The organism is Acinetobacter sp. CIP A162, from assembly GCF_000367905.1.
GTDB lineage: Bacteria > Pseudomonadota > Gammaproteobacteria > Pseudomonadales > Moraxellaceae > Acinetobacter > Acinetobacter lwoffii.
In genome coordinates this window covers 72,169-90,868 of the sequence record NZ_KB849158.1, presented here as the reverse complement: position 1 = coordinate 90,868, position 18,700 = coordinate 72,169, and the positions used below count along the sequence as shown (strand labels likewise).

The window sequence follows — 18,700 nt, the reverse complement described above, 5'->3', positions numbered from 1 at the left end:
GGGTATGCGGCTTTTATTTTTAATTCTTACGTGGTTTCTTCTTAGCTCGATAAACGTAGCGAATACAATCCACTACCTCGCCAACAAACTCGCAATTTTCATCAAGTGGAATAATATTTGGTTTAAATTCAGGATTAATCGCCTGTAGGTATTTAGTGCCGTCCGGTTCAATCACCAGGCGCTTAAAAGTCGCGTCATCAAACTTTCTAACAACAACAATATCCCCTGAGTTCATGTCACAAAATGGCAGGGTCGGATCTACAAGAATGTAATCACCTTCATGGAATTCTGGGTAGTTACTCAAGCCTTGAACTTTCAGGTAAAAGCATTTTTCACAATCACCATCTGGAATTGGCAGCCACTCTTCCACCTGGGACATGTCAACAGATTCGACATTGGTCATCGTACCTGCCTGAACCCATGACAAGACAGGGGCCATGCGTGGTGCCACAGGAACCACATTGGACTGCTCTTTTTGCGTGGCGCTAGGATCACCTTTGCCAGTCAGTATGTATTCAGTCGTTACCCCAAAATGATTTGCCATTGCTTCTAATGATCCTGCTTTAGGCAAATAACTATCTTTTTCCCACTCAGTTACAGCGGGCGAACTCACTCCAGCAATCTTTGCTAATTGCGCTTGAGTTAATTTTTTCGAACGTCTAAGCGCACGTATGCGCTGACCAATAGTTGTTTTTTCCATATAAGTAATCTTACATATTGCTTTTATAAGTTTTCTTTGATTAAATACTAAGAAATCTTACTTTATTGAGTAAATACCAATGACCAAACAAGAAGCATATGAGTTGCTTGGGGTTAATGGCGTTGAACTGGCAAAGCTACTTGGAATAGAGCCGCCTGCCGTTTACCAATGGCCTAACCAAAAAATCCCCTTAGCACGTGAATACCAAATTCGAGATTTAGCGGCTGGAAAGCAACCAATCACACATAGCAAAGAAGCTGTATAGGTAAGTTTATGAGTTTTAGAAATTGCAAGGAATCCACTAATGGGAGTCGATGATTTGAAAGAAGCAATCGAAAAAGGATATTTGGGCGGGAAATACACCGTTCCGAAAACAATCAAATTTACACATGAAATGCTTGATGCAATCGCTATTGCTAGCGAAACCAATGAGCAGGATTCGTGTAACTGGGTGCGTGAGGTCATAGCGAAAGCCCTACTAGCTGAAGATGCTAAGTACGAGCGTATGGCAAGAGCGCGTAATCGGTCAAAGTGTACTTCGGGCACTTTGGTACACCAAAAAGAAAGCCCATCTGCGGGAACAGATGAGCTTGATATTCAACAAAGGGGCTAACCAATATGAACATGCCAATATTAACACAGTTCGGAAATTCCGAGCAATCAATGGACACTCTGGATATTTCTGAGCTTGTTCAATCTCGCCACGACAAAGTTAAGCAGTCAGTTGAAAGACTGGCTGAGCGTGGTGTTATTACTTTACCCCCAATGGGGGAAAAGGCCACAGCAGGCCGGCCAACAACTTTTTATGTTTTTTCTGGCGAGCAAGGAAAATTAGACTCAATTACTGTGGTTGCTCAGCTTTGTCCTGAGTTTACAGCCGCCATTGTTAAGCGCTGGTATGAACTGGAAGGCAAAAACCGCGAACTATCCAAAATGGAAATCCTGCAAATGGCTCTTGAGTCTGAGCAGCAGAAATTGGTTCTTCAGCAGCAGTTAGAAATCCAAGCCCCAAAAGTCGCATTCGTTGATAAATACGTTGCAGGTAACGGCAATAAAACATTCCGCCAGGTAGCAAAACTACTAGGTGCAAACGAGCGCAAGTTCCGCGACTTCTTAAAAAAAGAAAAGATTATGTACAAGCTCAATGGTGAGTGGCTGGCATATCAAAACCACATAGATGCAAAGCGATTCCACAACAACACAGGTATCAGCGAGAGCAACCACACATTCACACGATCTCTATTCACACCAAAAGGTGTCGAGTGGACTGCTGGAGAGTGGGCTAAGTTCAATTTGCGAGGTGCTGCATGAACCACTTAACCCGCCAATTCGTTGACCAGTACGAGCGTGAAAATCCGAATTTCACCTCGCGCTATTGCCCAGTTGCCGATTTATATGACGCTGATCTGGATATGTTTCACATTGAAGAAGTGCAGGATGAGTACGTTGAATTTAAACAAGGGGGAGATTGTGAGTAATTTTATTGTTAATGCCTTCATGCTCCCTAATGCCTGTATTGATGGTGGAACTTTGGCTGAATTTAAGGGTGCGCCTTTATCTGTGTATGTCTACCTTGTAAGACGTACACGCGGCTGGGGTGTTGATACTCGCGCAATTAGTATTGCTGAATTTGAACGCAGCACTGGCTATAAAAAAGATGCTGTTATTGCTGCATTGCGCTTACTTGAAGACAAGGGAATTATTGAAGCTACACGCAAATATAAGTCGGTTACTGAGTACAAATTGTGTGATGGAGTTCTCGACTCTGAAAAACCGAATCAAGAATCTAAGGTCGGAAAAAACGACAAGAAAGATAGCAATCTTGTCGGAAAATCAGAATCCAATCTTGTCGGAAAAACCGCATCTATTAAAACAACTTCTTTTAAAGCAACTTTAAAGCAAGGGGTGTACTCAGAAGACTTTGAAAAATTCTGGGAATCATATCCACGTTGTAAGCGTAAATCAGACAAGTCTGGAACATTTAAAACTTTTGAGAAATACAAATCAGTTGTGACTACTGAAACATTGATCAAAATTCTAAATGCTCAAAAACAAGATCAATCTTGGATTAAACAGGATGGTGAATTTATTCCAGCACCGACTACCTGGCTAAATCAAAAGAATTGGGAGAACGATTACTGGACAACTCAAGCACCAGTATTTAATCAAGCAGCACCAGCACCTCAAAACCTTAAAACAGTCAAAGGGGCTTGGTAATGTCTGATATTCATAACATCGCAATCGAGCAATGTGTACTTGCTGCATTGATGACAGTTCAAAACTCTTATGAAACTGTGGCAGGTGACTTAACTCAAGACTGCTTCTTCTCAACAAAGCATCAAGAGGTTTTCAAAGCTATTTCCGAATTGGCTGATTCTGGAAGACCTTATGACGCTGTACTGGTTGAACAGAAACTCAATCAAAGTAAATCTCTGGTTGATGCTTCTGACTATCTGATGACGATCATGTCTGAATCGCCATCAAGTTTTTATAACTTGGGCAGCTATGTATCTGAACTTAATAAACTGAAATCACACCGCAAGGTTGAGGAAATTGGCAAGAAGATTGCCATGATTGCTCATGACTTAAATCTGGATGATGTCTTTGCTGAAGCAGAGGGACTATTTAGTGGATCAGACAATCAGGATCAGAATAACTTAGGTTCAAGCTTTGAAGACTCCATTGATAGTGCTTTGAAAAAGATGATCGAGAAAGCCGAAGCACTGGCACAGGGTAAGCCGTCAGGTGTGAGGTTCAATCTGCCTACTTTGGACAACCTCATTGGTACGGTTCAAAAAGGGCATTTGTGTGTCGTTGGTGGTAGACCGGGTTCAGGTAAATCGACTTTGGCTCAAATGCTGGCACTGGATACTGCAATCAAAAACAAAGGTGTGCTGTTTGTATCGGCTGAGATGGATAAAGAGACTTTGGTTAATCGAATGATTAGTGCCTTGAGTCTGATCCCTTATGACGAGCTGCACAACGCTCGTATGTCGTCAGGTGTGATGCAGGACTTCACCAATGCGCAAGCTGCCTATGCAAAATTGCCAATCTGGATCGAACCGAAGCAAAAGCCGACATTAAGCGAAGTTCGTACCTATGTACGCAAAGCAGAGCGCCGCTACAAGAAGATAGGACTTGGGTGCATCGTTATTGACTACTTGCAGTTACTTCGCAATCCAAGCCAAAGAGACCGCATTCAGGAGGTGGCATCAATCAGCCGTGAACTTAAATCAATGGCGAAGGAATTTGAATGCCCAGTGATTGCATTAGTGCAGTTGAATCGTGATGCAGACAAAGGCTCGCGCCCAAAGAGTTCAGACATTAAAGAATCGGGTCAGATTGAACAGGATGCAGACCAGATCGTCTTGCTACACCCAAAGCTGCAATCAGAGGACTTAATGCCGACTGGTGTGACTGAGGTGCTTGTGACTAAAAACCGTCATGGCAAGAAGGGGATCGTGTTGGTTCAGGATCAATTGGATGTGTGTCGCTTTGCAAGTGTGGCTCAAGAGCAAGTAGGGGGTGGGGTGTGAACATCAATAAATCAGAATTTTTAGAACACGTAAAAGCTGAAAGCGTGGCACGTAAGTCAACAGCGGTTCCGGTTGAGAAAGAGAAGCTGCGCAAAACACTTACCCGGGACGTTAAAAAATTCCTTAAGTCTGGTGGTCAGGTTCAGAAATTGCCAGGTACGGAGTTTAAGCCACGCCCACAGCGCTCAACGGTTGAAACGCCTTCTTCATACGCTTCATCGTTGCAAGTCAATCGCTTAATCAAGTGGTGCAATTCAAGCGCCACATTAAAACCAAGACGCACATATTTGGCTGAACTGACAGGTATTCCGCTTTATCGCATACGCGGCAGCATTACCACATCAAAAAGAGGTGCTCGCTTAACCAAGGATGAACACCAAAAGATTATAGCGGTCATGGCACAGGTTGAGGAACTGGAAATTCAATCCAAACAAGGGGAGGCTGCATGAAAAAGCGCAATAAGAAATACAACCCGAATAAGTTGGGTCAGATCAGGGTATCAAAAGAAGCTCAATTTCGGGCGAATTGGAAAGCCTGCGATGTGCTGTATGAGTTTCAGATGGACTTTGTTGTTGAGCATGTGAATAAGGCAATTAATGATTACGCAGAAGAAAACAACTTGCCTGACGATGCTTATGTGCCTGCCCATGTGACGATTGGCGCTTATGAAGAACAGGATTTAATTATCGCGCTCAAGCAGCAATTGATTAAAACGCCTGAATCTTGGGAGATCGGCATTGACTCGCATTTCTACAATCTGGAAACAGACGAAATGCTAACAGTGCCATTTGCATTAACCTTGCCGCCGATGACACATGCAGAGTTGATGGGTGGATGCTCAGCTAAAGTGCATTTTGTGGATGGTATCAAGACAGTTATGGGTGAGTGGGAAGGGCTGCAAAAGGAAATGATTAAGAACTGGGAAAAACAAGGTATTCCAGAGGGATTTGAATTAACGCAGTCACAAGTCCGAATGATTGCACAAGCTCACTTTAAGGATTTTCTATCCTACTGCCAATTCCAATCATATTTGAGTTTGCGCGATGCAGGCAAATTGATTGCGTCACTTAAAAAAGAGGAAAACCAGTGGTCGTTAGTTAATAAGCGAGGGAAAGCAGCATGAACTTAATCGAGAAAACAGAATTAAAGGAATGTGACCATGATTGGGAAAATATTTCCAAGATTGGGGACACCAAACGTCAACTTATCTGCACCTATTGCTCAGAACAAAAATCAGAGCCTTTTGATGTGAATGTAAAGCAGTGGTCGGATGAGGAAACTGACCATTGCACGGACATTGCTAATCATATCAGCCCGAATACGAAGGTGATTGAGCATGAGTGATTTTGAAAAGTGGTTTGAGGATCAAGACTTCTACACAAACATGCGATTCATCCATGGTGACAAGCTGTTTGATAAGGATGGTGATGTTTATCGAGTGCTGCCGGTTCAGATGACTTATCAGGGGTGGAGCACACAACGTCAGCGCTCTAAGGATGAATTTGTCGAGCTCACTCAGGAATGGCACACCAAAGGCTGGAATGCTCGTCAGGGTGAGATTGATGAGCTAAAAGCCAAATTAAGTGAGGTTCAGCGCGTGATCGATATTTATGAAGATAGTGATATTGATAGCTTGAGTGATTTCGCTAGATATGTGAAGCAAGCCCTGCGAGGTGATCATGAGTAAATTCCAACAAGAAACCGCAGTGCTTTTGATTTGCAATACTGTTCTTTTCGCTGAGTTCAAGACGACTGTTTTAGGTGTATTGATGCTTATTTTTATGGCTTGCTTTGCTTCGATGATGTGGCGAGGTGCCAATGACTAATCTTCGAATCACCGCAGCACAGGCACGAAAAGCCGGTATTGGCCCTCGATTTGGTGTAACAGCCAAGTCGGGGAAGAAGAAATCCAATCCAGATCCAATGCCAAAGGTTCCGGCTCATCTGGTCGAAGGGAAGGGATTTGGTGTGATGAATGATGAACTGCTCTGGTGTGAAGTTTTAATCACACCTCCTTCGGTGAATCACTACTGGATTCGTGGGGCCAACAAGACCAACCGATTAAGTAAGCGTGCAATCCACTTTATTGACGTTATGAAGCGTTTTATCGAGCCGGCAGGGTATCAGGGCAGAGTTCGCGTAAAGATCGAATACGCGCCACCTGATGCGAAAATACGCGACATCGATAACATCGTTAAGCCTTGCTTCGATGCTTTGTCGAAAGGTGGATTGATTCTGGATGATTCCCAGGTGGATGAATTGCTTGTGAAGCGGTTGCCATCAGAAAAAGGCGGGAAGCTGATTATTCAAGTTGAAAAGTTAAGGGTTTGAGGGAATAGGGATGAATGCGATGGTAGCTGAAAAGATGACAAACATTGAATGGTTGGGGCAGCAGTTAAGAGCAAAGACTGCGAATTATGAACCAAGTCAAGGGGGTGGTAGTTTGGAGCCAATTACATGGGAAGATCGCTGTGGTGCTATTGCTTCAATCGATGATCAGGCAACAAAGGCATATTGTGAAATCTTGGTATGGGGTGACTATCGAGATAACACAATGGCCTACAATATTTTGCATCATTATTTAGCTGCTAGTCTCTATGAGGCTTTAGCAAAGGATGTGCAACGCATTCGATTTGATCTTAAGTCCTTTGCACTCAAGGTGGCAAAGATGGCGTTATTCTTAAGTCTTCGAGATATGGGTAATTTTAAAGCTGAAGACAAATTACGTTTTTTTGGCATCACGGAAATGAAGATGCGTACCTACCGAGAGCACTATGCTTATCTGGAAAATATGGTGGAAATTATGCTTTCAGATATGCGCGATGAGATAGATTTTTATGCTGATATTTATCGGAAAAATTTAAGAAAAGCTTAATTGACAAATAAGCCCCATATAAGATAGTATTTTTATAGACTGGTCGTTCTATACAAAAGTGACCAAGTGTTAAAAAGCTCATCGAAAGGTGGGCTTTTTTGACATTATTTATTCATAAAATTAAGTGATAATGCCTTTTTGTTTTTGAGCTCTAATTGAAATGGCGATTTTAACTGTTAAAAAACTAGAAGATACTCTCGGTAAATTAGTGGCTGAAGGCAAAAAGCCTGAAAAGATTTTATTAGGCTATAAAGCGTATGGCGAGCTAATGAATGATCGTAGCTTTTTTGAGGAAGTGGCTGGCTCGGCAATGGATCCAAACAAACGAAAATATAAAAATATTAAAATTAAGGTCACTCAAGACGAATACCAGTTTGAAGTGAAATGTCAAAAATAGGTTTAAGCATCAAGGAAAGCTAGCCAAAAGGTGGGCTTTTTGCATTATGGCGGTCCTATTAATTTCTAGTGGTTTTTAAATTAATGCCGCCACCCAGATTCTAAAAATAACCGAGCCAATCATGAAAACAATCAAATACCAAAACAATGAATTCCAGTTTAACGATGTGCATATTGCCAAAACTGGTGACAAAGCATGGGATTACGCCTGGGGTATTGCTGACGAGTTTGGTTATTTGGCTCCATGTGTTATTGAGTCGCTACCAGATGAAGATAATAACGAAATGATTCTGGTTGTAGATCGTGAAGATAAGTGCAAGGCTGAATGTGTAGCCATCATTTGCTCAAAAGAGAAATCACCAATGTTCCCATCATTAACTGAAGATGCTCGCTGTATGGGCTTCCAGTTTGTGTATGAGGGAGATCAATTCGAGGTGCTGTGATGCTCCAATTTTTCCTTTGCTTATTTGGCCTACATGGTGCCACTGAGATCGACTACACGATTGATGATGAAGAAATCAAGGTGTGTCGGGATTGTTTGAGAGAAGTTGAATAAACCCTTGTCACTTCGGTAACAGTCGCCGGACGTATTACGGCAAACAAAGCCCCTCGCATTCTAGATGTTGAGGGGTTTTTCTTTTCTTATTGGTGGTGAATATGCGAATGAGTCGAATGAGTTTAGGAATGGCTTTAGCATCCATGGGGATGATGGTGGTTGGTGATGGGATGCATCGAGCTACCGATAGTTTGGGTGCATTATCGCGGGCTATGCGTTTGACTCAACCAGCAAAACATAAATCAAAGCCTAACCGTGTAAGTCAGGCAAAGAGACGCAAATATAAGCGTCAAGGTCGGTGAATATGGACATAGTATCTGCACAAAGGGAATTAAAAGAGCATTGCGACCAGATTGATATTTTACTCAGCCTGTCACGCAGCATGATGACTGCTAAAGAGATGGTGGATATTGATGAAAAGCTTAAACGCCACCGAGAGCGGGCAAGAAACATCAGAATCAATCTCTATGAAGCGCAACCACAAAAGACTCGCAGCAATCAGAAAGCTACCATGCATCCGGTGCGGTAATCCAAACTCACAGGCAGCTCACAGTAATTCAGCAAAGCATGGTAAGGGTAGAGGGATTAAAAGTTCTGACCTATTTGTAATTCCCCTTTGTTTTAAATGCCATGCTGCATTCGATCGTTTTGAATTGGGCAACCGAGAACAAAGTGAAGCCATGTTTGAGAAGTGGTTGGTTAAGACTGAGTTGATGATGGGTAAGCATGATGAAGAATGTTTCTAAGCTAGAACCCATAACACTTGTTATTAAATCATTTGAAGAAGTAGGCCGTGCTATTGCGTATATGCACAGACATCATGCGGATGCTTTGAGTGATGGGAAGCCTTTAGTTGTTCGCATTGATCAGAAGCAAGAAACATTATCCAGCGCACAAAGAAGATTGTACTGGCTGTGGATGACTGAGTACGGCAAACAGCGTGGACTGGATAAAGAAGAAGCGTCTGCATTCTTTAAATACAAATACCTGTCGATCATTTTTAATCGTGACAATGTGGGCGAGTATCCAGAAACATTTAGAGTCATGCGTGATTTGAAAAAGTCAGGAAGTTCAGGCTATGAGCCATTAAGACAGTTTGTATCAAATCGAATGAGCATCACGGAAGCCACGCCAAAGCAGATGGCTGAATTCTTAACTGATATTGAAATGTGGTGCTTAAAGGATGGTGTGAGGCTCACCTGTCCAGATGATCTTAAATATGTGATGGAGTAAAGATATGGCAAACCTAACACCCAAACAGCAAAGGTTTGTCGAAGAATATCTGATAGACCTAAATGCTACGCAAGCCGCGATTCGTGCTGGGTACAGTGAGAAGACAGCCAAAGAGATTGGAAGCGAAAACCTCACAAAACCTAACATTGCAAAAGCAATTGAGGAAGCGCAAAACAAACGTACTGAACAAACCCAAATTGATGCTGCCTATGTCTTAAGACGTCTGGTCGAAATTGACCAAATGGATGTCCTGGACATCATGGATGATCAGATGAAGATTCGACCTGTTAATGAATGGCCTAAAGTTTGGCGACAGTACGTGGTAAATCTTGAGAATCTTGAACTGAGTGATGGTGAAGGTTGTTTTAAAAAGATCAAGTGGCCTGACAAGGTGAAGAATCTTGAGTTACTAGGTAGGCATGTCTCTGTGGGCGCATTTAAAGACAAAGTGGAGCACTCAGGAAAACTTGAGATTCAATCACTATCTGACCTGATGGATGAGCTAAGCAACGACTGAAAATAAGGAGGGCATATGCTTAAACCTGAGCATAGAGCAAAACTTATTGACCAACATTTCCGTTTAAATAATCTCTACTACATCACTGATAAGAACGGCAAACAAGTTAAGTTCAAGATGACACTTGAGCAGCTAGAGTACTTTGAAAACGAGTGGTCGAGAAACATCATCCTAAAAGCACGTCAGCTCGGTTTTACGACTGAGATGTGCATCATTCAATTGGATGCTGCACTGTTCATGTCTGATAAATGTGCCTTGATTGCACATACCCTGCATGATGCTAAACGTCTGTTTCGGGAAAAGGTTAAGTATGCTTATGAGAAGCTTCCACACCCATTACGTGCAGCCAATCCATTAAGCATTGAAACCAAGGAAGAGCTTGTATTTTCCAAAGGTGGATCAGTCACGGTCAGTACATCATTTCGTGGTGGAACGCTAAAGCGATTGCATATTTCCGAGTTCGGTAAGATCTGTGCGAAATACCCGGATAAGGCCCGTGAGATTGTCACTGGTGCTTTTGAGGCAGTTGGCTTGGGTGGAAAGATTACCCTTGAGTCTACAGCTGAAGGTAAGTCAGGTTATTTCTATGACTACTGCCAGACTGCTGAGAAGTTACAACTGCAAGGTAAAACACTTGGCATCCTAGACTGGAAATTCTTTTTCTTCTCATGGTGGAAGAATCATGATTATGCCCTGCCGGTTACAGCTGAGATTCCGCAGCGCCTAAAAGATTACTTTGCTGAGCTAAAAGCTAAATACAACATCCATACCACACCAGAGCAGCAACAATGGTACTGGCAGAAAGAGAAAACGCTTGGTGAGGATATTAAGCGTGAGTATCCATCTATTCCATCCGAGGCCTTTGCTCAGTCAGTAGAGGGCGCTTACTACAAGAAGCAATTCAAATTCTTGTACGAGAATGGCCGCATTGGTGAGTTGCCTGATAATTCACACTTGGATGTGATGACCTTCTGGGATTTGGGTGTATCGGATTCTATGGTGATCTGGTTCATTCGCAAGATCGGTGATGATCATTATCAGGTGATTGATTACTACGAAAACTCAGGCGAAGGCATGCGTCATTACTTCAAGGTCTTGAAGGATCGCGGCTATACCTATTCAGCACATTACGCTCCACATGATATTCAAAACCGCTCATTGATGAACGATGGTAAATCTCGCCTTGATATTGCCAAAGAAGGTTATGAGATTGATGGGGTGAAATATTCAGTTCGTTTCCAAGTGGTTCCTAATATTGGAATCATGGACGGCATTGAATTGGCCCGTGAAATCCTGCCTCGATGTGAGTTTGATGAAACCAAGTGTGAGGAAGGTATTTCTCATCTGGAAAACTATCGCAAAGAGTGGGATGACAAGAAAGGCTGCTGGAAGGATAAACCTCTGCATGACCATACTTCGCATGGTGCCGATGGTTTTAGATATTTTGCTGTAGCGATGTCGAAGAAGATTCAACCTAAAACTATTTCATTAAGCACGGTGTACTAAATGGCAGTCAATTCAAAACATCCTAAATATGCTGAATTTGAAGGCCGCTGGAAGGTCGTTCACGATCTATGTGATGGTGCAAATGCAGTGAAAAAGGCAGGTGCTTTATATCTGCCTGAAATCAATGTGAGCAAGGATCAGCGCGAGAATGATTTACGCAATCAGGCTTATCGTGATCGTGCTGTGCTGTATGAAATCACCAAAGACACTAAACAGGAATTAATCGGCATTGCCTTCTCGGAAGATCCGAACTTTGATCCTGATGGTATGGATTTCCTGAAATACAATGCCGATGGTACTGGCAAGTCTTACTACCATTTGATGCAAAGCGCTTTGGGTGGCTTACTTGATGCTGGCCGTGGCGGTCTCTTTGTGGATTATCCGCAGACAGATGGTGCGACTTCGGTTGCTGAGGTTGAGCGTTTAGGTATTTTGCCGACAGTCGTGCATTACAAAACCTTAAGCATTATCAATTGGGGTGTGCGTAAGGTAGGTGCTCACTTTAAGACAGCTTTGGTAGTCCTTGCTGAGAAGGATTCTATTGTGGATCCGAGTGACGAGTTTAGCCTAAAAGAGATTCAGCTTTATCGGGTATTGCGACTGGACCAGAACGGTGAATATTGTGTTCAGATTTATTCTGATCGTACTGGCACCCTGCAAGCTGATAGCGAACCGTATTATCCGACTGATGCAAATGGCGCCAAGTGGAATGAGATACCATTTATCCCGCTTGGATCGGTGGCCAATGATTGGGAGATTGATAATATCCCGCTTGAGTCACTGGCATTGATGAATATCGCGCATTATCACAACTCAGCTGAGTATGAGAACAGTGTGTTCCTCTGTGGCCAGATTCAACCAGTGATGACTGGCCTTGATACCGAGTGGCGCGATTGGCTGCAAGAAAATGGTGTAATGCTAGGCTCTACAACTCCTTTAATGCTTCCAACGGGTGCGACATTCACCTTTGCTCAAGCAGAGGAGCAGATGATTGCCAAAGAGGCAATGGAAGCCAAAGAGAAGCACATGAAGGCTTTGGGGGCAAAACTGCTTGAGGAAAATCAAGTGGTGAAAACTGCAACCGAATCCAACAATGAATCGATGGCGAAATATTCTGTCTTGTCGTTATGTGTGGCGAACCTCAATGAAGCCTCTGAAATTGTGTTGCGCTGGTGTGCCAAGTACTTTGGATCTGGTAAAGCTAAGTTCACGATCAAACAGGACTTTGCTAAAGGTAAGCTTTCACTTGATGCCTTGAAGTTTTATAACGAGCTGGTCCAGCAAGGCAAATTGAGCCGTCAAACCTTCCATGAAATCCGAACAACCGGAAAAGTTCCTGAGATTGATTTTGAGGAAGAAGAACAGCGGATCGAAGCTGAAACAGCTAGTGCTTTACCAGGTGTGAACTATGAATGACCAAATAGCACAGAAAGCAATACTTAATGCTTTAAGCCAACATTCAGCCTATAGCTATCGAGCATCGACCCAAGCTGTAAATGAAGTTTTAAGCCGATTCTACGGACTGTCTAACAAGTTGGTATCCGAGCTAAGGGAATTGCTTGAAAACCTGTCTGACGCTGAAAGAATCGCATTGGCGAGCGGTCAATACACTACTGATCAATTGAAAGAAATCCGAATCCTGCTGAATGACCGATTTAAAGAGATTTCAGTCGAGGTGCCAGAAACCTTCCACCAGTCAGCGGTCAGCATGGCGGTGTATGAAGCATCTTATGTTAGTCAGTTGATGACAGGTGCAGCAGCTTCGGTCAGTGGTGAGCAGCTTTATAAAAAAGCAAAGTCTACTCCATTGGCAGGCGGTCAGCTCATTAATGAAATGTTTGGCTTTGTACTGGATAAGGCGCGAAAGCAGGTTGAATATGCGATTCGTGACGGTATCAATCAGGGGCAGACGAATCAGGAAATCATTACCTGCATTCGTGGCAAGCGAACCAAGGTCGGCAATCAATACGCTTATGTGGGTGGTATCTGGGATGCGACCAAGGTAGAGATTGAGCGTACTGTTCGGACCGCACGAAGTCATGTAGCGAATATCTCATATGACGATACCTGGAAGGCACTTGGATTCACTCATGTGAAATTCGTCAGTACTTTGGACGGGAGAACGTCCAAAACGTGTTCTGTACTAGATCAGTCGGTGTATGAGATTGATAAGCCACATCCGCAACCGCCTTTGCATTATAACTGCCGCAGCGTTCTCATTGGAGTTGATGCTGATGGAAAGCTATCAGGCAAGCGTCCGTTTGTAATGGATGAGCGTAAGGTCAAGGATATTCCAAAAGATGAACGTAAAGACCTGATTGGCCAGTTGGATGCCAATACATCGTTTAAGAAGTTTTTCGACCAGACTGATGAGTTTTTTCAGAAAGAATGGCTCGGTCCAGCACGCTACAAGCTCTACAAAGAAGGTAAGTACAGCATTGATAAGTTTGTCGATCCTCAAGGCGCCATGTACACGCTGGATGAGTTGAAGGCGCTGGATGCAAAGACGTTTAAGGAATTGGGATTATGAAAGACGTTGAATTAAAGCTTATTGAAGGCACCAATCAATTTGTACTTGTAGATGCCGAAACCAAACAAGAGATAGGCATACAGTCAAATGTTAGTGCTGAATGTAGTGTGGATGGGATGACGATTGTGACTGCAACTTTCCAGATACCACCTAAGAAAAAGACACCTGTTATGCGAAGCTCAATTAATCAAAAAGATATTGAGTTGAGCAATCAGCGCAAATAAACCAAATCCAAACCTAGACCCAAACGGGTCTTTTTTTATGCCCGCAGTTTGTGACTGCACAATCGCTCGGAGAGCAAAATGCTGAAGTATGAATTAGAAAATCTCGATGGTGTCGAGGAATCTGTCAAATCACTCTATGAAGAAAAAGACGGTAAATACGTCCTGAAAATCGAAGGTATTCCGCAGCCACAAAATGATGAGGGCCTACGTAAGAAGGTTGATGAGCTGCTTGCTGAAAAGAAAGCGGAACAGCAAAAGCGCAAAGAAGCGGAAGAACAGGCCCGAAAAGAAGCTGAAGAAAATGCCCGCAAAAACGGCAATATCGAAGCCTTGGAAAAGTCATGGAGTGAAAAGCTTGCAGCACGCGAAACCGAGCTGTTAAACGAAAAACAGGCACTTGAAGCACAAGTCTACAAATTAACAGTTGGAAGTAAAGCTACTGAACTGGCAGCGAAACTCGCTGTACCAGGTAGTGATTCCGTTTTGCTTCCACATATCAGCAATCGCCTACAGGTTGAAACTGTAGATGGTGAAATCAAAATCCGTGTTCTTGATTTGCAGGGCAAGCCAAGCGCATTGAGCATTGAAGATTTAGAAAAAGAATTTCGTGCGAATGAGGCATTCAAGCCTTTGATTCGTGCGTCAAACGCATCAGGAAGTGGGGCTTCTGGTGGTCAAGGTGGCGGTGCTACTAAAAAACCACATGAAATGACGACAGCCGAGCGTCAAGAGTGGCAATTACGCGACCCATCAGGGTTCAAGGCTGCTTTAGACAATGGCGAATTTAATAAATAATTTGGAGTATTAATCTTATGGCATCAGTTCGCCTTACAGATATTTATAACCGCGACCTTCTAGCAAGCTACATTGATCGTGATTCCCTTGAAAAAACCGCATTTGCTGATTCAGGTGTATTGGTCACCAATAACGAATTTAGCCAATTATTGAATGCGCGTACTGCAATTCAAGAAGTTCCATACTGGAATGATTTGGATGCGTCTATCGAACCAAACTACAGCAACGACAACCCGGCTGACAAAGCTGTTCCGTTGGCACTGAATACTGGTGTGATGAAAGCCCGCATTGCTCACCTGAACGAAGGCTGGGCGGCTGCAAACCTTGTGAAGGAATTAACCGCACAAGATCCACTTGCCGCAGTAGGTCGCAAACTAAACCGCTACTGGCAACGTCAGGTTCAACGTCGTCTAATTGCATCCGTTTTGGGTGTGTATGCCGACAACGTGGCCAATCATGCAAGCGACATGGTGGTATCAGATGCAGTTGGCACTCTGGATGCTGACATCATCATTGATGCTGGTGCAACTATGGGTGATAGCGATGAGGGCTTGGGCGCTCTAGTGGTTCACTCTAAAAAGTATGCTGATCTTCAAAAGCAAAACTTGATCGAGTTTGTTGAGCATTCAGATGCCAAAACTCAGATTGCTACTTATCAAGGTAAGCGCTTGGTTAAAGATGACGGCATGCCGATGATTTCAGGTCAGTACCTTTCAATCCTTTTGGGTGCTGGTGCGATTGGTTACGGCTTTGGTCAACCAGACAATGCTCAAACTGTTTCTTACAAAGATGAAGAAGCAAACGGTGGTGGTGTAGAAACAATCTGGTCGCGTCGTAAGACATTCATTCACCCGCTCGGCTACAGCTTCACCAGTGCAACTATCACTGGCAACGGTACAGAAGATCCAGCAATTTCTGCATCATGGGCTGACCTTGCTTTAGCTGCAAACTGGACACGTGTCTATGACCGCAAAGCCATTCCATTGGCATTCATTCTAACCAAGTAAGGAGCTAAACATGGCTATTGGTAAAGGCGAAAAGAAAACCCGCTGGGAAGATGTAGTTGCTGGATTTAAAGTTCAGCAGCCTAAAAAGGTATCAGGCAAAGCATCTGGATCATCTACAGGTTCAAGCACACCGCCTAAAGATGATGATGCTGGTAAGAATGGCGGTGGCACTGAAGGTGCTGCAGCTGGAACCGAAACAACCAAGGAATAACTATGAATTACGTCACTATCGATTCAGTCACTCAAAGCCTTGGCCCAGATTGGGCTGGATCGGGTGACGCTAATCTCGCAGTTACTCAGGCGAATGCTTGGCTTCGTGTTAAGCATTTGCGTCAATTTGAAGTAATTCCAGAAGATGTATTACTTGCAGGGGCTTATGCTGCACAGTTAGCCGCTAAAGGTGAGTTATATAAAGACCGTACGGATGGTGTAGTGAAATCCGAACGCGTCAAAGCAGATACCGTAGAGGTTCAGACAGAGTACGTGGCAGGTATGGAGCAGGGCAAAAGCTCGACAATGTTATTCATTGATGACTTGCTGAGTCCGTATCTTTTAAAAGGCTTTGCAATTAATACATTTGTGGTGAAGTGATGAAAGATAAAATCCAAGCCAAGGTTGCGCAAGCATTCAGTACAAAATTGGCCGATGCTGTCGACACCTTCACCTGCACAAAACTGATTTACTCGGGTGAGTTTGATTTTGAAACGCAGACTTATCCCATTGTTGGTGATGAATCATATTCAGGGCGGGGCGTTCTGTTTGGCTCATATCAAAAAGACTTGGTGAAGCCTGCTGATTATCAAGCCGAAGATGCAAAAGCAATTGTTCTGCAGAATGAAGTTACAGGCATTCCGCAGATTGGTGATGTTTGGGCAACCAGTAAAGGTGATTTTAAAGTGGTGAATATTGGGGCTGATCCGACAGATAGTATTTGGACTTGTCAGCTTAGAAAGGTGTAGTTATGGCTTGGGAAGTACACGAAATCCATGATTCAGTTCATGTGATACCTCAAAATGATTTAAAACCACATGATTTCAATCCTGATTGCAAGTGCGGTGTGAGATATGAAGATGGCGCTTATATTCACAACTCATACGATGAGCGCGAATTAACTGAGAATCTGCCGAGGTGTTAAATGGGATGGAAAAACAAACCGACTAATTTTGCGCTTGATGTGGTGAAGAATGCAGATGACCATCTCAAAAAGATTGTAGGCGAAACATTGCAGCAAGTTATTGTGCGCTCGCCTGTCATGGATGGTGAATTTCGGGCATCGCACAAAGTAACGCTTGATAGACCGCAAGGCATGTATGAGAAAGGCTTTGACCTATCGGGTGGTGCAACACTAGCAGAAGGTTTGAAAGTCGCATCTACAGCGAAAATAGGCGGTCTTGTCTATATCCAGACATTGAGTCCATACGGCACACGTTTAGAAAATGGGTGGAGTCAGCAAGCACCCAATGGTGTCTACGCATTGTCCTACCAATCAGTAGCGAGTAAATACAAATGATGACACTTACTCAGGCTGAAACAGCCATTCATCAGGAATTGGTAAGAATTGCCAAACTCGAAAATCTAATCGTTGAAATGGTGAATAAGCCACTAAGTCATGGCATGCCATTTGAGCCACCGAAAAATAAGGCTTGGAGTAAGGCGTTTATTCAATACGCTGATAGCCAGATTGTAGGCATTGGTGATAAGCCATGCATTCGGGATCAAGGCATTATTTCAATTCAATGCTTTGCTCCACTTGGTAGCGGCATGATGATGCTTTCTGAGTTGTGCGACATATGGCGAAAGCATTTACAGTCTTTTAGTGTATCTCATCTCGAAATATACAAAGTTCATGCACCACAAAGCATGGATGAAAAGAACTTCTACGCAAAAATAATCAGAGCTGAGTTCCGAGTGAACTAGAAAAATTGTGCAGTATCAATTGACCTAAATGCCGTTTATATATTATTTTGTCTAAATTGGGAATCACTCAACCCAAAACATAAACCTCGCAATAAGCGGGGTTTTTTATTGACCAAAATTCACCAAATTCAAAACAGGAAAATTGGACAATTAGCCAATTTTTTAACTGAGAAAATGAGCCTTGCAGCGATGCAGGGCTTTTTTTATGCCTGTTTTTAGGCAAACCACTGGCTAGAACGACGGTTCGAAAAGCACGTTTCCATGTTCAACTTGCCTGCCAGTTTCTTTTTCTGAACATGGTCATATAAGAGGAAATCTTATGAACATGATGACAACATTAAATTTACGCGCCATGGTCTCAAATGAAAATGGCGAACCAAAGACAACCAGTTATGCAGTAGCGGAAGCATTCAAAAAACGACACTCTGATGTGCTTCGCTCTATAAAAAATATGAAATGCTCACAGAAATTTCGTGAACGCAATTTTGCGCTTTGCTTTGAAAACAATGACTTGCAGAATGGAAAGCCTAGAAAATTCTATCAAATGACTAAGGATGGCTGGATGTTTCTGGTGATGGGCTTTAATGGCGAGAAAGCAGATGCAGTAAAAGAGCAATTTATTGATGCCTTCAACTGGATGGCAAACCAATTAACCCAAGTTTTTCAATCTAAATGGGCGCGATATAACCATATTGTCGGTTATCGCAATAGTCGGAAGCAGCAAGTTAGCTGTTCGGCTAGAGATATGAATGCGTGGAAACAAGAAAAGCATCCACTTGATGATGAAATAGCGCAACTGGAAAGCGAGTTACAGCCATCGTTGCCATTTTTCCAATCATCTTGATCAGATTTTAAATCTAACCAAAACCACCGCCTACCTGGCGGTTTTTTATTGCCTAAAATTAAGG

The 18,700-nt window shown here is 43.1% G+C and carries 32 protein-coding genes; 31 read left to right on the top strand and 1 reads right to left on the bottom strand.

Features of this window, described 5'->3' with window-relative positions:
• Window positions 1-19: 19 nt before the first annotated feature.
• Window positions 20-700, bottom strand: coding sequence for a LexA family protein (locus F995_RS03025; protein WP_004645352.1), 681 nt, complete (start codon window positions 698-700; stop codon window positions 20-22).
• 79 nt (window positions 701-779) lie between these two features.
• Here F995_RS03025 and F995_RS03020 point away from each other — a divergent pair, with 79 nt between their 5' ends.
• The 31 genes from F995_RS03020 (at window position 780) to F995_RS02885 (ending at window position 18,636) form a co-directional block, all read left to right on the top strand.
• Window positions 780-965: a Cro/CI family transcriptional regulator gene (locus tag F995_RS03020; RefSeq protein WP_004645351.1), complete on the top strand. Its 186-nt coding sequence runs from the start codon at window positions 780-782 to the stop codon at window positions 963-965.
• A 39-nt stretch (window positions 966-1,004) separates the two neighbouring features.
• The gene (locus F995_RS03015) at window positions 1,005-1,313 is read left to right on the top strand and encodes a hypothetical protein (RefSeq protein WP_004645350.1); all 309 of its coding nucleotides are present in this window, start codon (window positions 1,005-1,007) and stop codon (window positions 1,311-1,313) included.
• A 5-nt stretch (window positions 1,314-1,318) separates the two neighbouring features.
• Window positions 1,319-2,011: a phage regulatory protein/antirepressor Ant gene (locus F995_RS03010; protein WP_016807066.1), complete on the top strand. Its 693-nt coding sequence runs from the start codon at window positions 1,319-1,321 to the stop codon at window positions 2,009-2,011.
• The gene (locus F995_RS16745; protein WP_004645347.1) at window positions 2,008-2,178 is read left to right on the top strand and encodes a hypothetical protein; all 171 of its coding nucleotides are present in this window, start codon (window positions 2,008-2,010) and stop codon (window positions 2,176-2,178) included. Before F995_RS03010 ends, F995_RS16745 begins: the two co-directional genes overlap by 4 nt.
• On the top strand, window positions 2,171-2,917 hold the full coding sequence (locus F995_RS03005) for a hypothetical protein (RefSeq protein WP_016807067.1): 747 nt from the start codon (window positions 2,171-2,173) through the stop codon (window positions 2,915-2,917). Before F995_RS16745 ends, F995_RS03005 begins: the two co-directional genes overlap by 8 nt.
• Entirely contained in the window at window positions 2,917-4,236 is a 1,320-nt protein-coding gene (locus F995_RS03000; RefSeq protein ID WP_004645345.1) for a replicative DNA helicase, read from the top strand. Before F995_RS03005 ends, F995_RS03000 begins: the two co-directional genes overlap by 1 nt.
• Window positions 4,233-4,685: a hypothetical protein gene (locus F995_RS02995; RefSeq protein ID WP_004645344.1), complete on the top strand. Its 453-nt coding sequence runs from the start codon at window positions 4,233-4,235 to the stop codon at window positions 4,683-4,685. Before F995_RS03000 ends, F995_RS02995 begins: the two co-directional genes overlap by 4 nt.
• Window positions 4,682-5,359, top strand: a complete 678-nt coding sequence (locus tag F995_RS02990; protein ID WP_004645343.1) for a hypothetical protein — start codon at window positions 4,682-4,684, stop codon at window positions 5,357-5,359. The genes F995_RS02995 and F995_RS02990 overlap by 4 nt, the downstream gene beginning before the upstream one ends.
• The gene (locus F995_RS02985) at window positions 5,356-5,580 is read left to right on the top strand and encodes a hypothetical protein (RefSeq protein ID WP_004645341.1); all 225 of its coding nucleotides are present in this window, start codon (window positions 5,356-5,358) and stop codon (window positions 5,578-5,580) included. The genes F995_RS02990 and F995_RS02985 overlap by 4 nt, the downstream gene beginning before the upstream one ends.
• Window positions 5,573-5,923 (top strand): hypothetical protein, encoded by a 351-nt coding sequence (locus F995_RS02980; protein WP_004645340.1) that lies wholly within the window; start codon window positions 5,573-5,575, stop codon window positions 5,921-5,923. The genes F995_RS02985 and F995_RS02980 overlap by 8 nt, the downstream gene beginning before the upstream one ends.
• Window positions 5,924-6,054: 131 nt before the next feature.
• Window positions 6,055-6,567, top strand: a complete 513-nt coding sequence (locus tag F995_RS02975; RefSeq protein WP_004645338.1) for a RusA family crossover junction endodeoxyribonuclease — start codon at window positions 6,055-6,057, stop codon at window positions 6,565-6,567.
• Between the two features lie 10 nt (window positions 6,568-6,577).
• Window positions 6,578-7,111 carry a hypothetical protein gene (locus F995_RS02970; protein WP_004645337.1) on the top strand — a complete coding sequence of 178 codons (534 nt, stop codon included), beginning with the start codon at window positions 6,578-6,580 and terminating at the stop codon, window positions 7,109-7,111.
• Window positions 7,112-7,271: 160 nt separating this feature from the next.
• Window positions 7,272-7,508 (top strand): hypothetical protein, encoded by a 237-nt coding sequence (locus tag F995_RS02965; protein WP_004645336.1) that lies wholly within the window; start codon window positions 7,272-7,274, stop codon window positions 7,506-7,508.
• A 121-nt stretch (window positions 7,509-7,629) separates the two neighbouring features.
• Complete coding sequence (locus tag F995_RS02960) at window positions 7,630-7,950, top strand: hypothetical protein (protein WP_004645335.1); 321 nt, start codon at window positions 7,630-7,632, stop codon at window positions 7,948-7,950.
• Window positions 7,951-8,179: 229 nt separating this feature from the next.
• The gene (locus F995_RS16615; RefSeq protein WP_130908671.1) at window positions 8,180-8,365 is read left to right on the top strand and encodes a hypothetical protein; all 186 of its coding nucleotides are present in this window, start codon (window positions 8,180-8,182) and stop codon (window positions 8,363-8,365) included.
• A gap of 2 nt (window positions 8,366-8,367) precedes the next feature.
• Window positions 8,368-8,592 carry a hypothetical protein gene (locus F995_RS16235; protein ID WP_004645331.1) on the top strand — a complete coding sequence of 75 codons (225 nt, stop codon included), beginning with the start codon at window positions 8,368-8,370 and terminating at the stop codon, window positions 8,590-8,592.
• Window positions 8,531-8,809: a DUF968 domain-containing protein gene (locus F995_RS02955; RefSeq protein ID WP_034605837.1), complete on the top strand. Its 279-nt coding sequence runs from the start codon at window positions 8,531-8,533 to the stop codon at window positions 8,807-8,809. Before F995_RS16235 ends, F995_RS02955 begins: the two co-directional genes overlap by 62 nt.
• A complete protein-coding gene (locus F995_RS02950) occupies window positions 8,790-9,296 on the top strand; it encodes a NinB/YbcN family protein (RefSeq protein WP_004645330.1) in 507 nt (168 codons plus the stop codon). The genes F995_RS02955 and F995_RS02950 overlap by 20 nt, the downstream gene beginning before the upstream one ends.
• A gap of 4 nt (window positions 9,297-9,300) precedes the next feature.
• Window positions 9,301-9,813, top strand: a complete 513-nt coding sequence (locus F995_RS02945) for a terminase small subunit (RefSeq protein WP_004645329.1) — start codon at window positions 9,301-9,303, stop codon at window positions 9,811-9,813.
• Window positions 9,814-9,828: 15 nt separating this feature from the next.
• Window positions 9,829-11,319, top strand: coding sequence for a hypothetical protein (locus F995_RS02940; RefSeq protein WP_004645328.1), 1,491 nt, complete (start codon window positions 9,829-9,831; stop codon window positions 11,317-11,319).
• Window positions 11,320-12,735, top strand: a complete 1,416-nt coding sequence (locus F995_RS02935; RefSeq protein ID WP_004645327.1) for a DUF4055 domain-containing protein — start codon at window positions 11,320-11,322, stop codon at window positions 12,733-12,735.
• Entirely contained in the window at window positions 12,728-13,849 is a 1,122-nt protein-coding gene (locus tag F995_RS02930) for a minor capsid protein (RefSeq protein ID WP_004645326.1), read from the top strand. The genes F995_RS02935 and F995_RS02930 overlap by 8 nt, the downstream gene beginning before the upstream one ends.
• Window positions 13,846-14,073 carry a hypothetical protein gene (locus tag F995_RS02925; RefSeq protein WP_004645325.1) on the top strand — a complete coding sequence of 76 codons (228 nt, stop codon included), beginning with the start codon at window positions 13,846-13,848 and terminating at the stop codon, window positions 14,071-14,073. Before F995_RS02930 ends, F995_RS02925 begins: the two co-directional genes overlap by 4 nt.
• A 78-nt stretch (window positions 14,074-14,151) precedes the next feature.
• Window positions 14,152-14,868: a hypothetical protein gene (locus tag F995_RS02920; RefSeq protein ID WP_004645323.1), complete on the top strand. Its 717-nt coding sequence runs from the start codon at window positions 14,152-14,154 to the stop codon at window positions 14,866-14,868.
• 17 nt (window positions 14,869-14,885) lie between these two features.
• Window positions 14,886-15,875: a hypothetical protein gene (locus tag F995_RS02915; RefSeq protein WP_004645322.1), complete on the top strand. Its 990-nt coding sequence runs from the start codon at window positions 14,886-14,888 to the stop codon at window positions 15,873-15,875.
• Between the two features lie 10 nt (window positions 15,876-15,885).
• Window positions 15,886-16,086, top strand: a complete 201-nt coding sequence (locus tag F995_RS02910; protein WP_004645321.1) for a hypothetical protein — start codon at window positions 15,886-15,888, stop codon at window positions 16,084-16,086.
• A 2-nt stretch (window positions 16,087-16,088) separates the two neighbouring features.
• On the top strand, window positions 16,089-16,466 hold the full coding sequence (locus F995_RS02905; protein ID WP_004645320.1) for a DnaT-like ssDNA-binding protein: 378 nt from the start codon (window positions 16,089-16,091) through the stop codon (window positions 16,464-16,466).
• Window positions 16,466-16,834, top strand: coding sequence for a hypothetical protein (locus F995_RS02900; protein WP_004645319.1), 369 nt, complete (start codon window positions 16,466-16,468; stop codon window positions 16,832-16,834). Before F995_RS02905 ends, F995_RS02900 begins: the two co-directional genes overlap by 1 nt.
• 176 nt (window positions 16,835-17,010) lie before the next feature.
• Window positions 17,011-17,385 (top strand): hypothetical protein, encoded by a 375-nt coding sequence (locus tag F995_RS02895; protein ID WP_004645316.1) that lies wholly within the window; start codon window positions 17,011-17,013, stop codon window positions 17,383-17,385.
• On the top strand, window positions 17,382-17,792 hold the full coding sequence (locus F995_RS02890) for a hypothetical protein (RefSeq protein WP_004645315.1): 411 nt from the start codon (window positions 17,382-17,384) through the stop codon (window positions 17,790-17,792). The genes F995_RS02895 and F995_RS02890 overlap by 4 nt, the downstream gene beginning before the upstream one ends.
• 319 nt (window positions 17,793-18,111) lie before the next feature.
• Window positions 18,112-18,636: a Rha family transcriptional regulator gene (locus F995_RS02885; protein WP_004645314.1), complete on the top strand. Its 525-nt coding sequence runs from the start codon at window positions 18,112-18,114 to the stop codon at window positions 18,634-18,636.
• Window positions 18,637-18,700: the final 64 nt, after the last annotated feature.